This window comes from Arthrobacter sp. UYEF36 (assembly GCF_040547025.1).
Taxonomy (GTDB): Bacteria; Actinomycetota; Actinomycetes; order Actinomycetales; family Micrococcaceae; genus Arthrobacter.
Genome location: NZ_JBEPOX010000002.1, coordinates 316,100 through 331,470, shown reverse-complemented (window position 1 = coordinate 331,470; position 15,371 = coordinate 316,100). Strand labels below are relative to the sequence as shown.

Sequence of the window (15,371 nt, the reverse complement as noted above, 5' to 3'; positions counted from 1 at the left end):
AGTAAGGTAGTTGAGTGACTTTACCGCTGCACATCCCTGATTTCCACGGGTCCACGCCCCCCTCGCTCCGGCTCTTCACGTCCGAGTCGGTGACCGAAGGACATCCCGATAAGATCTGCGACCAGATCAGCGATGCGATCCTCGATGCCCTGCTGGCCAAGGACCCCGAGTCCCGGGTTGCCGTGGAGACGCTGGCCACCACCGGGCTGGTCCACGTCGCCGGCGAGGTCACGACCGACGCCTACGTCGAAATCCCGCAGATTGTCCGGGAAACCATCCTGGGCATCGGCTACGACTCCTCGGCCAACGGTTTCGACGGCGCCCGCTGCGGTGTGTCCGTCTCGATCGGCCAGCAGTCCAATGACATCGCCGGCGGCGTCTTCAATTCGCTCGAGGCCCGCGAGGGCCGCCAGGAGGACGACTACGACCTCCAGGGCGCGGGTGATCAGGGCCTGATGTTCGGCTACGCCAGCGACGAGACCCCCTCCTACATGCCGGTTCCGATCTGGCTCGCGCACCGCCTTTCAGAACGGCTCACCGAGGTCCGCAAGAACGGTGAACTCGCCTACCTGCGCCCCGACGGCAAGACCCAGGTCACCGTCGGCTACGACGGCGACAGGCCCGTCTCGGTCGAGACCGTAGTGATTTCCAGCCAGCACGCCGAAGGCGCCAGCCTGGACCAGCTCCGCGCTGACCTGGCCGCCCACGTTGTGGACCCGGTCATGGCGTTGTCCAACCTGGACATCTCCCGGGCCAAGAACATCCTGAACCCGGCCGGTGCCTTCGTCATCGGCGGCCCGGTCGGCGACGCCGGCCTCACCGGCCGCAAGATCATCGTTGACACCTACGGCGGCATGGCCCGCCACGGCGGCGGTGCCTTCTCCGGCAAGGACCCGTCCAAAGTGGACCGCTCGGCGGCCTACGCGATGCGCTGGGTAGCCAAGAACGTGGTGGCCGCCGGTCTCGCGAAGCGCGCTGAAATCCAGATCGCCTACGCGATCGGCCAGGCCCGCCCGGTGGGAACCTACGTCGAAACCTTCGGCACGGAGACGGTGGATCCCGCCCGCATCAGTGCCGCGATCGCCGAGATCTTCGACCTGCGCCCCCGGGCTATCATTGATGCGCTCGACCTCAAGCGACCCATCTACGCCAAGACCGCGGCGCACGGCCACTTCGGCCGCGAGGATCCCGACTTCACCTGGGAGCGGCTGGACCGGGTGGACGCGCTGAAGGCTTTCTTCAACGCCTGAGACGTTTAGACCCTGTCGTGACATGCAGTCTTGAAATGCTGTCTTGAAATAATGTCACTGCCCTGTGATGTGCTGTAGCCAGGCCGCCGATCCCGGCGGCCTGGCTATTCTTTGTTGGACCGGCGCTTCCCGGACCGGCGCTGACCTGGGCCGGCGCTGAACTGGGCCGGCACTGACCCGTTACTGAAGGGAGGACCCTCGCGATGAGCCCGATCCACGGCGCCGCAGCGCCGGACGAGCCCCTCCAGCTGTCGCTGCTCCAGGGCTTTCCGGGCTCCGCAGCAGCCTCCGCCGGCCCGCCCCTCGCCGCCCGGCTTCCGGTAGCCCGGGTGCGGCTCGAGTCGTCCCTGCCGCACCTTGACCGGCCCTTCGACTACAGCGTGCCCGCCGCACTCGACGCAGCGGCGCAGCCCGGCGTCCGGGTGAAGGTGAAGTTCAACGGCCAGGAACTCGCCGGGTACCTGATCGAACGGGTGGCGGATTCCGACGCCGGCCACCCCCTCGTCCCGCTGTTCAAAGTGGTCTCGTCCGTCCCGGTGCTGACGGCCTCCGTCGCGGACCTTGCCTACCGGGTCGCGGCACGTTACGCCGGCAACGTCAGCGACGTACTCCGTGTCGCCGTGCCGCCGCGGATGGCGAAACTGGAGAAGGACCTCGCTCCCGATGGAATCCTGGATCCGTCGCTCTTCGCTGACGGGGCCGACGACGGGGCGGGACCGGCAGTACCTGCCGGTCTGGAAGCATCCAGCTGGTCCTCCTACCGCAACGGCCCAGCCTTCCTGCAGCACCTCAATGCAGGGGAGTCGCCGCGGGCCGTGCTCAACGCGCTCCAGGGCTTCGGGCCCGGAGGCTGGCCCCGCCTGATTGCCGAGGCCGTGGCGGCCGTACGCCTGTCCGGCCGCGGCGCCGTCGTCGTGGTGCCCGACTACCGGGACCTGGACCGGGTGGAGGCCGCCCTCCTGCAGCTCCTGCCCGCCGGGGACGTCGCTCGGCTCACCGCGGAAGACGGCCAGACCCCGCGGTACCGCAGTTTCCTGCGCATCCTCAGCGGCGCTGCCGGGGTTGCCGTCGGCACCCGTTCCGCCGCCTACGCTCCCGTCCACAATCTGGGCCTGGTGGTCTGCTGGGACGACGGCGACGACCTGCACATTGAGCAGCGCTCACCCTACGCGCACTCCCGCGAAGTCCTGCTGCTGCGCGCCGGGCAGGAGGGCGCCGCGTGCCTGCTCGCCGGGCACACCCGGAGCACCGAGACGCAGCGCCTCGTCGAGGCGGGGTGGGCGTGGCCGGTGGAGGCAGAGCGCGCCGTCATCCGCCGCACCGTTCCGCGGGTGCTGAACACCGCGGACAGCTACGAACAAGAACATGATCCGCTGGCCAGGATCGCGCGGTTGCCGGGCGCCGCCTGGCGCGCCGCCAAGGACGGGCTCGAACGTGGCCCCGTCCTGGTCCAGGTGGCGCGGGCCGGCTACGCGCCGTCGCTCGCCTGCGACAACTGCCGCGAACCGGCGCGCTGCACCGCCTGCAGTGGGCCGCTGGCCATTGCCGGGGCGAGCGGGAGCTCCGCCGTGCCGCAGTGCCGCTGGTGTTCGACGCCGGCGGCGGCCTGGCGCTGCGGCACGTGCAACGGGACCCGGCTCCGGCGGGGCGCCACCGGGGCCCTCCGCACGGCCGAAGAGCTGGGCCGTGCCTTCCCGGGCAAGCCGGTCATCACCTCCTCCGGGGACCGGGTGCTGGCCACGGTTCCGGATTCGACAGCCCTGGTCGTGGCCACGGTCGGCGCGGAACCCGTCGCGGCCGGCGGTTACGCGGCGGCACTCTTGCTTGACGGTGACTCGCTGCTGCGGCGCGAAAACCTGAGGGCGGGGGAGGACGCCGTCCGGCGCTGGTTCAACGCCGCAGCCCTGGTCCGGCCCGCGGCCGAGGGCGGTCTTGTGGTCATCACCGCCGACGACGCAGCCGGCGTCGGGGCCTTGCTGCGCTGGGACCCCGCCGGCTACGCCCAGCGGGAACTGTCCCTGCGCCAGGAACTGCAGCTGCCGCCGGCCGTCCGGGTCGCTTCCATCACCGGCGGCCGTACCGCCGTCGGGCACTTCAGCCAGGCCGTCGAGCAGCAGCTGGGCCCGCAGGGGATCGTGCTGCGGACCGCCGGCCCGGCCCCCCTAGTGATGGCCGGCGGCCCCGGCCAGGCAGGAACCCGGGGCCAAGCCGACGGTGCCGCCGAGGAGGACGTCCGGACGCTGCTGTTCATCCCTTACGGCCAGGCCGCGCAGGTCACCCGGGCGCTGCGGGCGGTCAAGGTGGCGGCCGCCGCCAAACGCACCGACGACCCGGTCCAGCTGCGGCTCGACGGCGTGGACGTGCTCTAAGGCTTTTCCGGGCCAAGGCGGGCGCGCAGGATACTCCCGAGGTCGCCGGTACACTGCCGGTTCGCCGCTGCCAACCGGCGACCCCACAGCATATCGGCGAGTTCGGCGCGGAGTCATTCTTGGCGCAGGCTACTTCCGGGACGGTCCTTTCGGGTGCCCCGAGCGGCGTGCGCGCAGCGCTACGGCCTCTTCGGCGACCTCCAGCAACCTGCGGGCGGACTCGTCCCAACTGAAGTCCGCGGCGCGTTCCACTGAGCGGCGGGAACGGGCCTTCCACAGGTCAGGTTCCTCAAGGGCCCGGACCGCAGCGGCGAACTCCGCCGGGGAATCCGGATGGACGTAGCTGACGGCGTCGCCGCCGACCTCGCGGAAGATCGGGATGTCGCTGGCGATCACGGGCGTGCCGTGCGACATGGCTTCAACGAGGGGCAGGCCGTAACCCTCCGCCCTGGACAGGCTGATCAGGGCCGTGGCGCGTCCCAGCATGGCCTCATACCCGGCGTCGGTCACGCCATTGTGAAAGACAATACCGGCGCCCGCCGGTGCCAGCGCCTCGAGTTCGGCCCGCCGTTCCGGGGTGATCCGGCTGAGCAGGTGCAGGGTCATGTCCGGGAGTTCGGCCATGCCCCGGATCATGGTTTCCACGTTCTTGTACGGCATGAAGGAACCCATGTACAGCAGCGTCTTGTCCGCTCCCGCCCCGGAGTCCCGCGGCGTGTGCCCGAGCTGTGGGGCGTTGCCGACGATCCGGACGGGACGCCGGGTGAGCCGGTATTTCGAGATCAGCGCCGCGGTCGTGGAACTGATGGTGGCGACTGCGTCGGCCCGGTTCAGCAGCAGCCGCTGCGGCCAGAACGCCTTGTGGTACAGCCGCCAGAGGACCCGGACCGGGGCGGGCAGGAACCCGGGAGGAGCCGGGTGTTCGTAGTAGATCAGGTCATGCAGGGTCAGCACCAGGGCGTACTTCCGGCCCCAGCTGCCCATGGTCTGCATCGGACACACCACCACGTCGGCGCCGAGCTTGTTGACCTTGCCCGCGACGAACAGCTCGGCGGGGGACAGCGGACTGTTGATCAGGGTGTACGGCACATCCGGGAGCAGGGCCAGCTGGCGGACGTCGCTGATCAGCATGGAGACATCAGCGATTTTGGCCGTCGCCTCGATCAGGCTGGAGCCGTAGCGGCTGATCCCGTCATGGTGGTCCAGCCGGGTGAAGCGGGCATCGATGAGGATTTTCACGCGGAATGGTCCTTCAGGAAGCAGCGGATAAAGTCGGCGGCGGGTTCCGGGGTTTCGTAGTGGATCAGGTGGCCGACATCCGGGATGACGTCAAGGTACGCGTCCGGCAGCACGGCCAGCAGCTTGTGCTGGTCCGGCAGGGCGGCGATCTCGTCCTTTTCCCCGGCGATCAGCAGCACAGGAAGGGTGAGGCTGCGGGCGACTTCCGCCACGTTGCTTCCGACCGAGGCCTTGAACGCCTCCAGCAGGCTCTCGCGGTCGGCGAAGGCGGAGAAATAGGCGCTGTGCTGGGCATGCACAAATCGACGGAGCTGTTTGTCGCGGGTCTTCGCCATCGTCTCGCTCATGGCCCTGACGATCAGCTGGCTGCGCAGCAGGCCCTGTCCCAGCCGGCGGGGAAGGCGCGCGGCAGCTTCGTAGTACAGGATCGCGAGTTTGGTCATGAGCCCCTTGGACCCCTCCAGGGCGGGAGCGGCGATGGGGTTGACCAGGATCAGCTCCGAGACCGCACCGGGGTGGGCCGCCACGAAGTGGCTCGCGACGATGGAGCCAAAGGAGTGGCCCAGCAGGACCGTGTCGGGTCCCAGCCCCAGCGCCTCCATCAGGTCGGAGATGAACCGGCCGTAGCGCTCAACGCTGTGTTCGGCACCGACGAAAGCCGCGGAGCTGCCGAAGCCGGGCAGGTCGGGCATGATCAGCCGCATCTCGGGGAGCTGGTCGGCTACCCGGAGCAGGCCGTGGTGGTCGCCGCGGAAGCCGTGGATGACCAGGATGGTCCGGGTCTCCGGCGTCACCCCGACCGGCTCGTAGGTCCAGTACGCGGCCTTGGTGCCGTTGAGGATCACTTCGGAGGCGTGTGTGCGGGCCTCGAGTCCGGCGCTGAACAGGGGGGTGGTGGGGGAAGGTTCGGTGGCCACGTGGTCCATTCGATGAGTCCTAATTGACTGAGTCCGGGTTGGAGCCGGTACGGAAGCCACGTTCCAGACCGGCCAGGGCGTCCATGGCGCCGTCGTCGAGGCTGAAGCCGAAGACGTTCAAATTTTCTTTGATCCGGGCGAAGGAGCTTGCCTTGGGGATGGTGACATTGCCGAGCTGGACATGCCAGCGGAGGATGATTTGCGCGGGGGACCTGCTGTGCGCGGCGGCGAGGTCCAGCACCACCGGATCCTGCAGGACCTGGCCGCGGCCCAGCGGGCTCCACGCCTCAGTGGTGATTCCGAGCTCGCGGTGCAGGGTGCGCAGCTCCTCCTGCTGAAGCCAGGGGTGCAGCTCGATCTGGTTGACGGCCGGGACGACTTCCGCGGTCTGCAGCAGGCGGTCCAGATGGGCCGGCTGGAAATTCGAGACCCCGATGGCCCGCGCCCTGCCTTCGCGGTACAGCGTCTCCATGGCGCGGTAGCTGTCGGGATACAGCCCGCGCTGCGGACAGGGCCAGTGGATCAGGTACAGATCCACGTATTCCAGTCCGAGGTTCGACATGGACGTGTCGAAGGCGCGCAGCGTGGCGTCGTAGCCCTGGTCATCGTTCCAGAGCTTGGTGGTGACGAACAGATCCTCGCGCGAGAGCGAGGGGGAGGATTCGCCGGAACCGCCGCGGGCGTCGTCGGGGCTCATGAAACTCGACAGCGAGCCGATGCCCCGGCCGACGCCTGTCTCATTGCCGTACATGGCGGCGGTGTCGAAGTGCCGGTACCCGGCCTCCAGCGCCATGGTCACGAGTCCGGCGGCATCGGCGGGGGGCACTTTGTAGAGTCCGAACCCCAACTGGTCGATCAGGACACCGTTGTTAAGGCTGAGCCGGGGCGAGGGTTTCATAGCATCGACTTTACCGACTCCGCCGCCGGTACCCCTCACGGCGGGCCGGTTCAGGACAAGCCGTCAAAGCTGACCAGCCGCCGGGCGCTGGCCTCGTCGAGGATCAGGTCGGTGGCCAGCCCGGCGGCGAGGGCGCCGCGCAGGCCGTTGATCTTGGAGGCGCCCGACACCACACAGATCCTCCGGCGCACCTGGCGCAGCTGCGCGAGGTCCGGGCCGGTGGAGCGTTCGTTGAGGGTGATGCCGTCCGAGGAGCCATCGGCGCGGAAGAACACCGTGGCCACATCGCCTACGACGTCGGAGGAGGCCAGGACCGTCAGGTCGTCTTCATCGAGGTATCCGCCCGCGTAGACGTGGCTGGGGTAATCGGCGTCGACCGATCCGACGCCGAAAATGGCGATGCTCATGCGGGCCTGCAGTTCAAGGATCCGTTGCACACTGCGCTCATTCCACATGGCCCTTTTCGTTGCGGCGTGGTCGAAGAACGCCGGCACCGGGAACTGTTCCACCCGCGCCCCGTAGGCGCTGCCAAAGCGCCGCATGATGTCGGAGGCATAGGTGATGCCCGTGGTTTGCATGTTGCCGGCCCCGTTGAGCTGGACGATCACGCTGTCGTGGGTGATCTTCCGGGTCAGGTGCCGGCTGACGGCGCTCAGGGTGGACCCCCACGCGACGCCGATGATGGCATTGGAATCGACCAGCGGGCCGATGGTGCGCGCAGCCTGCATGGCCACACGGTCCAGTGTTTCCGCCTCATTGAGGGTGTCGACCACCGGGACGACGTGCACATCGACCTTGTATTCGGCGCGGATCATGCTGGCCAGTTCGGGGCCCGTGTCCAGCGGACTGCGGATCTGGATCTGCACCAGCCCCGATTCCCGGGCCGAGGAGAGCAGGCGGGACACGGTGGACCGCGACGTGCGGAGCTCCCGGGCAATCGCGTCCATGGTCAGGTCCTGCAGGTAATACAACTGGGCCGCGCGGAGGGCATCAGAGCTGCGTGAGGGTGTCATCCCATTTCCGTTCTGCACGTTTGTGCATAGTGCTTGACTCCATTTTCCATTACTCCAAAGAATAGTGTTGAACGGCGGCGCGCCACGTGGCGCGCCGCACAGGACCAAACCCAAAGGAGCAGTTCTTGGGACAGAAGGATTCAGCCCGCAACCAGGCATCGGCCGGCGAGCGAGCATCGGTGCACAAGCTGCGGACGCGGCCCCACGCGCAGGTGCTGATCATCGGCGGTGGCATCAACGGGGTGGGCACGTTCCGGGACCTGGCCCTGCAGGGTGTGGACGTCGCCCTCGTGGAGCGCGGTGACTACTGCCAGGGGGCCAGCGGAGCGTCCTCGCACATGATCCACGGCGGCATCCGCTACCTCGAGAACGGCGAGTTCCGCCTGGTCCAGGAATCGGTGGTGGAGCGGAACCGGCTGTTGCGCATCGCCCCTCACTACGTGAAGCCGCTGCAGACCACCATCCCCATCTTCAGCACATTCTCCGGCATCCTCTCCGCTCCGCTGCGCTTCCTGACCCACAAGCAGCAGGGCGCACCCAAGGAACGCGGGGCCTTCCTGATCAAGCTCGGACTGAGCATGTACGACTTCTTCTCCCGTGACGGCGGCACCGTCCCCCGCCACCAGTTCCGCGGCCGCAAGCGGGCCCTGGCGGAACTGCCCCGCCTGCACCCGGGCATCAAGTACGCCGCCACGTATTTTGACGCCTCCGTCCACAACCCGGAGCGCCTGACCCTGGACGTGCTGCAGGACGGCGAGAAGGCCGGCGCTGCGGGGGCCAGTGACGCCCGCGCCAGCAACTACCTCTCACTCGTCTCCGTCCGGGACAGTGCAGGCGCCGGTCGTACCGGAAGCACCGTGGAGCTCCGCGACGAGCTCACCGGCGAGCTGTTCGACTTCACCGCGGACGTCATCGTCAACACCACCGGCGCCTGGGTCGACCAGACCAACCAGGCGATGGGCGCGGCTTCGGCCTTCATGGGCGGCACCAAGGGCTCGCACATCGTGCTGGACCACCCGGAACTGCTGGCGGCCTGCAACGGCCGCGAGATCTTCTTCGAACACACCGACGGCCGGATCGTGCTGATCTACCCGATGGGGGACCGGGTCCTGGTGGGCACCACCGACGTCGACGCCGACATGGCTGAGGACGCCGTGTGCACCGAAGCGGAGATCGACTACTTCTTCGACCTGATCGGCCACGTCTTCCCGGACATCACCGTGGACCGGGAACAGATCGTCTACACCTTCTCCGGCGTCCGCCCGCTGCCCCGGCACGACGCCACCCAGCCCGGCTTCGTCAGCCGCGACTACCGGATCGAACGCCGCGCCGGCGCCACTCCAGGCGCTGGAGCGGGGCAGGCCGGCGGCGCCGTCGTGCTCAGCCTCGTCGGCGGAAAGTGGACCACCTTCCGGGCCCTCGCCGAACACCTGAGCAACGACGTCCTCGCCGAGCTCGGGATGGACCGGAAGGTCTCGACGGCGAAACTCGCCATCGGCGGCGGCGCCGGCTTCCCGGACAGCGAGGACGGCGTGCAGCGCTGGATCAAGGCGCACATGGGCGCCGGACGCGACGCGGACCGCACCGCCGGACTGCTGACCCGCTACGGCACCCGCGCCGGGGAAGTCATCGGTTTCCTCGACGGCGCCCCGGGATCCACCCCGGACCGGCTCCTGCACTCGACCCGGGAACTGAGCGTCCGTGAACTGGAGTTCATGGCCCGCAACGAACAGGTCGGGCACCTGGTCGACGTACTGATCCGGCGCACCTCCCTCGCCTTCCGCGGGCTGGTGACCGGCGAGCTGCTGATCGAGGTTGCCGACATCCTCTCCGGCCCGCTGGGCTGGGACGCGGCGACGCGGTCGTCCGAGATCACCCACGCTCAGGAGGTGCTCAAGCGGTTCCACGGCGTCCAGGTCCACAGCCTGGTCTCCTGATAGACCTCGGCGCCCGGGCGGGGGACGTTCGGGCGCAAGGACTGCGTGGTTCCCTCGGGGACCGGCGCAGTGGCCGGCCGGCGGCGTCAACGCGTTGCCGGCCCAACAGCCCTTCAAACTCGCGAGGGGCTGACAACAGAAAATAGAGGAGTCAAAGATGTCTCTTGGAATAGTTTTCCTGTCCGAAGTATTCGGTACCGCAATGCTGACCCTGCTGGGTTGCGGCGTTGTGGCAAACGTTGCACTCAAAGGCACCAAGGGCAACAACGGCGGGTTCCTGATGGTCACCTGGGGATGGGGCATCGCCGTCTTCTCCGGCGTATTCGTCGCAGCCCAGTCCGGGGCCCACCTGAACCCCGCCGTGACCTTCGGCCTGCTGCTCAACGGCAAGACGGAGTATGCACCGGGTGTCCCGGTCGACTTCGCCTCCACCCTCACCTACTTCGGCGGGGAACTGCTCGGCGCCTTCCTCGGTGCCGTGGTGATGTGGCTGGCCTACAAGCAGCACTTCGACGCCGAGCCGGAGCCCGCCAGCCAGCTGGCAGTGTTCTCCACCGGTCCGGCCATCCGCTCCGTCCCGTGGAACCTGATCACGGAGATCATCGGCACCTTTGTCCTCGTCTTCGTCATCCTTACTTTCGGCGGGACACCTTCGGGTCTCGGCCCGCTCGCGGTGGCGCTGCTCGTTGTCGGTATCGGCGTCTCCCTCGGCGGCCCCACCGGCTACGCGATCAACCCGGCCCGTGACCTTGGCCCCCGCATCGCCCATGCCCTGCTGCCCATGAAGGGCAAGGGTTCCTCCGACTGGAGCTACTCCTGGATTCCGATCGTCGGGCCGTTGGTCGGCGGAGGCCTCGCCGGTCTCGTCGCAGCAGTCGTGCCGATCATCGCCACCGCAGCCGCCTAACCCACCCACCACGCACTCATTCAACTGCCAGCCCAAGACAAGGACGTCAACATGAACCAGTACGTAATCGCCATCGACCAGGGCACCACCAGCACCCGCGCCATCGTGTTCGATCACAGCGGCAACATCGTCTCCTCGGGGCAGATGGAGCACGAACAGATCTTCCCGCAGGCAGGCTGGGTGGAGCACGATCCCGCCGAGATCTGGAACAACACCCGCGAGGTCATCGCCTCCGCGTTGTCCAAGGCGAACCTGACCCGGCACGACATCGCCGCCGTCGGCATCACCAACCAGCGTGAAACCGCGGTCGTCTGGGACAAGACCACCGGCAAGGCCATCTACAACGCGATCGTCTGGCAGGACACCCGGACCCAGTCGATCGTGGACGAGCTGGCCAAGGACGGGGGACCGGAGCGGTTCAAGCAGAAGGTCGGCCTGCCGCTGGCCACCTACTTCTCCGGCACCAAGATCAAGTGGATCCTGGACAACGTCGAGGGTGCCCGCGCCAAGGCTGAGGCCGGGGACCTGGTCTTCGGCAACACCGACTGCTGGGTGCTCTGGAACCTCACCGGCGGAACCGACGGCGGCGTCCACGTCACGGATGTCACCAACGCCTCGAGGACCATGTTCATGGACCTCGAGACGCTCTCCTGGGACCAGGAGATCCTGGACGCCTTCGGCGTTCCGGCCTCCATGATGCCGACCATCAAGTCCTCCTCCGAGGTCTACGGCACGGTGCACACCTCCCAGCTGCTGCGCGAGGTTCCGGTCGCCGGCATCCTGGGTGACCAGCAGGCCGCGACGTTCGGCCAGGCCGCCTTCGACGCCGGCGAAGCCAAGAACACCTACGGCACCGGCTGCTTCCTCATCTTCAACACCGGTGAGGAAATCGTCCACTCCAAGAACGGGCTGCTCACGACGGTCGGCTACAAGCTCGGCGACGCCGCCCCGCACTACGCGCTGGAAGGCTCCATCGCCGTCACCGGCTCGCTGGTGCAGTGGCTGCGTGACAACCTGGGCATGATCAGCAGCGCCCCGGAAGTCGAGACACTGGCGGCCTCGGTGGAGGACAACGGCGGCGTGTACATCGTTCCCGCGTTCTCCGGACTGTTCGCCCCGTACTGGCGTTCCGACGCCCGCGGCGCGATCGTCGGGCTGACCCGCTTCGTGAACAAGAACCACATCGCCCGGGCGGCGCTGGAGGCCACGGCCTTCCAGACCCGCGAGGTGCTGGACGCCGTCAACGCGGACTCGGGTGTGCCGCTGACGGAACTGAAGGTCGACGGCGGCATGGTCGCCAACGATGCGCTGATGCAGTTCCAGGCGGACATCCTGGGCGTTCCGGTGATCCGGCCCAAGGTTGTGGAAACCACCTCGCTGGGCGCCGCCTACGCCGCCGGTCTGGCCGTCGGCTTCTGGAAGGACCTCGGTGAGTGTTCGGCCAACTGGTCCGAGGACAAGCGCTGGGAGCCGAAGATGGAACAGTCCGAGCGCGAGAGGCAGATGCGTCTTTGGAAGAAGGCCGTCACCAAGTCCATGGACTGGGTCGACGACGACGTGAAGTAGGGCCTTTTGGGGCACAAGGAGAGCTTCGGCCGGGTATTTCCCGACCGGAGCTCTCCTTTTTCTTTGCTGAACGCTTGTTTGGAGACCGGCAGTTGGCTGCCGCTGGCGTTCCGTCCCCTACCCTTTGGCGGCTAGACTGCCGCGGCCGGTTCGGGCTGTCGTGGCCCGTGATGGCGGGCCGCATCCTTCTTGGCAAAGCGCAGGTACAGCGAGGGGACAATGAACAGATTGACCAGCGTCGAGGTGACGAGCCCGCCCAGAATCACCACCGCCATCGGGTGTTCAATCTCGTGACCCGGAATGTTGCCCATGACCACCAGCGGCACGAGGGCCAGGGCGGTGGCAAGGGTTGTCATCAGGATCGGGGACAACCGCTCAGCAGCTCCGCGCAGCACCAGGACCCGGCCGAAAGGCATCCCCTCGAACTTTTCCAGGTGCTGGCAGTGGTTGATGAGCAGGATTCCGTTGCGGGCTGCGATCCCCATCAGGGTCAGGAAGCCGACCAGCGACCCGAGGGAGAGGATTCCGCCGCTCAAATGCGCGGCGATGATGCCGCCCACGAGGGCGACCGGCAGCGTCAGGATCGTAAGAATCGCCAGCCGCCAGCTGCGGAACGCGGCCTGGAGCAGCAGGAACACCACGATGACCGCGCCGATCGCGTAGAGCAGCAGACGCTGTGAGGCGGCCTGGCGTTCTGCGTATTCGCCGAGGACAACAGCTTCGTAGCCGACCGGGAACTCAGTCGACTTCATCTCGGACTCGAGCTTCTCGACAACCCTCGCCAGGTCGCCCTCCTTGACGTTGGCGCTGACATCGATACGCCGGGATCCCTCCGAACGCTCGATAACGTTCGGGGTGGGCTTGACCGAGATCGTGGCGACGTCGGCCAGCCGGATCTTCTGCCCGCCCGGCGTATCGAGCGGAAGGTTCTCGATGCTCGTGACGCTTGTCCGGGTCTCCGGCGGACTCCACACCTGGACGTCGTAGGCCTTGCCGTCCCGGTAGATGTCGCCTACTTCTTCGCCAGCCACCAGGGTGGCTGCCGCGCGGCGTACGTCTCCGGGCTTCAGCCCGAAGCGGTTCGCGGCCTCCAGGTCCACTTCCACGTTGATCTGCGGAACGTTGGCCTGAAGAGCGACCTTCGCACCCACTGCTCCCTCGATGCCGGCCAGGATGGTCTTGAGTTTGTCAGCCTCCTCGCGCAGCGTATCGAGATCGTCACCGTACACGCGGATGACGACGGCGTAACCGGTGCCGGTCAGGACCTCGCGGATGCGCTCCTTGAGGTAGGTCTGGACGTCCCGGACAATGCCGGGGTAGCCGTCAACCACTTCCTGGACTGCCGCGAGGGTTTCGTCGTAGGGGACGGCGGGGTCGACGCTGATCCAGTTCTCACCGAAGTAAACGCCCACTACCTCGTCGGCGTTGAATGCTTGTCCGGTGTGCGCCCCGCAATTGTTCACGCCCGGGATGGTCATAAGTTCCTTGCAGGCCAGCTCGCTGACACGGACTTCCTCCGAGTTGGAGGTGCCGGGCTGCGTGAGCCAGTGCATCAGAAAATCCCGTTCCTTGAAGGACGGCAGCAGCGACTGGCCCAACAGTGGGGCCGCCACAACGCCGACGACACCCAACGCGCCCAGGGCGAGGTATCCCGGAACAGGCCGGAGGACGATGGGTCGAAGCGCGTTGGCGTACCAGCGCTTGAGCACCCTGACAACGGGCGGGTCGCGATCCTCCAGCTTGGCGTTGCGCAGGAAGATGTAGGCCATCGCCGGTGTCACTGTCAGCGCCACGAGCATGGACGCCATGACCGCAAGGGTGTAGGAGGTGGCGAGCGGCCGGAAGAACGCTCCCGTCAGCCCGTCCAGGAAGAAGATCGGCACCGTGGCGGCGACGATAATCAAGGTGGCGTACACGATAGGTCCGCGGACCTCGAGCGAGGCGTTGACCACCACCCTGGCCGTGCTGTCGGTGCCGCCCCTGGCCCGGTGTTGGCGGAGCCGGCGCACGATGTTTTCGACGTCGATTATGGCATCGTCCACCACCACCCCGACGGCAATCACCAACCCCGCCAGCACCATCGTATTTATCGTGCCCCCGGTCCAATACAACACCAGGGCCGCTGCCATCAGGGACAGCGGGATCGCCGTCACGCTGACCAGTGCAGTCCGCCACTGGAAGAGGAACACGCTCAGGACCAGGATAACCAGAAGGCATCCTAACAATAGTGCCACGCCGAGGTTGCCCAGGGATTCCTCAATGAAGGTCGCAGGCCGGAAGATAGCCGTGTCCACGGTGATGCCGGTAAGGCCGGGTTCGAGTTGCTTCATCGCCTCCTCGACCCCACGCGTGACTTCCAGTGTGTTGCCCCACGGGAGCTTCTCGACGATCAGCATGAGCCCTGGACCACCGTTGATGACCGCGTCACCGATCAGTTGCTGGTGGTCTTCCACGACATTGGCAACGTCGGAGAGCCGGAGCGGGGCCTGGCCCTCACGATCTTCCAACGCGACCTTCGCCAGTTCTTCAGGCGACGTGATGGGCTGGACGTGCCGGATGCCCATGGTTTGGCTGGGTGTATCGAGAGCTCCCCCGGTGCCGATAAGGGCACCGGGGGAATACTGCAGCAGCCCCGCGTCGAGGGCGTCACCGGTGGAGGTCATCACTGTTTCCAGCGAAACATTGTGGGCCGCCAGCTTGTTAGGATCAACCTGCACCTGAAGCATCTGGAGGCGTTCGCCCCAGATCGCCACGTTGGCCACTCCGGGAACCCGGAGCAAATGGGCCCTGACGTTCCAGTACGAGATCATGGACATTTCGATCAGGGACCGCGTGTCCGAGGACATCCCGATCTTCATGACCCGGCTGGTGGAGGACAACGGCTGCAGCATCAGCGGCGGTGCGGCCCAGGTGGGCAGGGTCGGTATAACGGTTGCCATCCGCTCTGACACCAGCTGCCTGGCGGTCAGCAGATCTGTGCCGTTTTTGAATTCCATCACGATCGAGGAGAGCTGCGGGACCGACTTTGACCTCATATGGTCGAGGCCGTCGATGCCGTTGAAGGCCTCCTCCAAGGGAACGGAGACCAGTTCCTCGACCTCGGCAGCGGTGAGTCCCAGGCAGGCGGTCTGGACCTCGACTTTGGGCGGCGCGAACTCGGGGAACACGTCCACCGAGGCACTGCTGAGTTGCCCGCCGCCGACAACCATCAACGCCGCGGCGAGAGCAATAATGATTGATCTGAACCTCAGGCTGGCTGCGACTATCCGGCGCAT

Annotated in this window: 10 protein-coding genes; 5 read left to right on the top strand and 5 right to left on the bottom strand. The window is 67.1% G+C overall.

All coding sequences use genetic code 11. The features are described from left to right. Window positions 1-14 precede the first annotated feature (14 nt). Both metK and ABIB29_RS05525 read left to right on the top strand, forming a co-directional pair. Window positions 15-1,250, top strand: a complete 1,236-nt coding sequence (metK, locus tag ABIB29_RS05530) for a methionine adenosyltransferase (RefSeq protein ID WP_354170792.1) — start codon at window positions 15-17, stop codon at window positions 1,248-1,250. A 203-nt stretch (window positions 1,251-1,453) separates the two neighbouring features. Next, window positions 1,454-3,619 (top strand): primosomal protein N', encoded by a 2,166-nt coding sequence (locus ABIB29_RS05525; RefSeq protein ID WP_354170790.1) that lies wholly within the window; start codon window positions 1,454-1,456, stop codon window positions 3,617-3,619. A gap of 129 nt (window positions 3,620-3,748) precedes the next feature. Here the strand turns inward: ABIB29_RS05525 and ABIB29_RS05520 are convergent, their stop codons facing one another. Genes ABIB29_RS05520 through ABIB29_RS05505 form a run of 4 tightly spaced genes read right to left on the bottom strand, consistent with a single transcriptional unit; the run spans window position 3,749 to window position 7,686 of the window. Further along, on the bottom strand, window positions 3,749-4,858 hold the full coding sequence (locus ABIB29_RS05520; RefSeq protein WP_354170788.1) for a glycosyltransferase family 4 protein: 1,110 nt from the start codon (window positions 4,856-4,858) through the stop codon (window positions 3,749-3,751). Further along, window positions 4,855-5,784 (bottom strand): alpha/beta fold hydrolase, encoded by a 930-nt coding sequence (locus ABIB29_RS05515; RefSeq protein ID WP_354170786.1) that lies wholly within the window; start codon window positions 5,782-5,784, stop codon window positions 4,855-4,857. The genes ABIB29_RS05520 and ABIB29_RS05515 overlap by 4 nt, the downstream gene beginning before the upstream one ends. A 10-nt stretch (window positions 5,785-5,794) precedes the next feature. Next, window positions 5,795-6,673 (bottom strand): aldo/keto reductase, encoded by an 879-nt coding sequence (locus tag ABIB29_RS05510; protein WP_354170785.1) that lies wholly within the window; start codon window positions 6,671-6,673, stop codon window positions 5,795-5,797. A gap of 50 nt (window positions 6,674-6,723) precedes the next feature. Next, complete coding sequence (locus ABIB29_RS05505) at window positions 6,724-7,686, bottom strand: sugar-binding transcriptional regulator (protein WP_354170783.1); 963 nt, start codon at window positions 7,684-7,686, stop codon at window positions 6,724-6,726. Window positions 7,687-7,811: 125 nt separating this feature from the next. On the opposite strand from ABIB29_RS05505, the gene ABIB29_RS05500 reads away from it, so the two are divergent. From ABIB29_RS05500 to glpK, 3 genes are all read left to right on the top strand, one after another. Further along, window positions 7,812-9,623 carry a glycerol-3-phosphate dehydrogenase/oxidase gene (locus tag ABIB29_RS05500; RefSeq protein ID WP_354170781.1) on the top strand — a complete coding sequence of 604 codons (1,812 nt, stop codon included), beginning with the start codon at window positions 7,812-7,814 and terminating at the stop codon, window positions 9,621-9,623. Window positions 9,624-9,780: 157 nt separating this feature from the next. Continuing rightward, window positions 9,781-10,530 (top strand): MIP/aquaporin family protein, encoded by a 750-nt coding sequence (locus ABIB29_RS05495; protein ID WP_354170780.1) that lies wholly within the window; start codon window positions 9,781-9,783, stop codon window positions 10,528-10,530. A 51-nt stretch (window positions 10,531-10,581) separates the two neighbouring features. Continuing rightward, window positions 10,582-12,096: a glycerol kinase GlpK gene (gene glpK / locus ABIB29_RS05490; protein ID WP_354170778.1), complete on the top strand. Its 1,515-nt coding sequence runs from the start codon at window positions 10,582-10,584 to the stop codon at window positions 12,094-12,096. 131 nt (window positions 12,097-12,227) lie between these two features. On the opposite strand, the gene ABIB29_RS05485 is transcribed toward glpK, so the two are convergent. After that, the gene (locus ABIB29_RS05485; RefSeq protein WP_354170776.1) at window positions 12,228-15,371 is read right to left on the bottom strand and encodes an efflux RND transporter permease subunit; all 3,144 of its coding nucleotides are present in this window, start codon (window positions 15,369-15,371) and stop codon (window positions 12,228-12,230) included.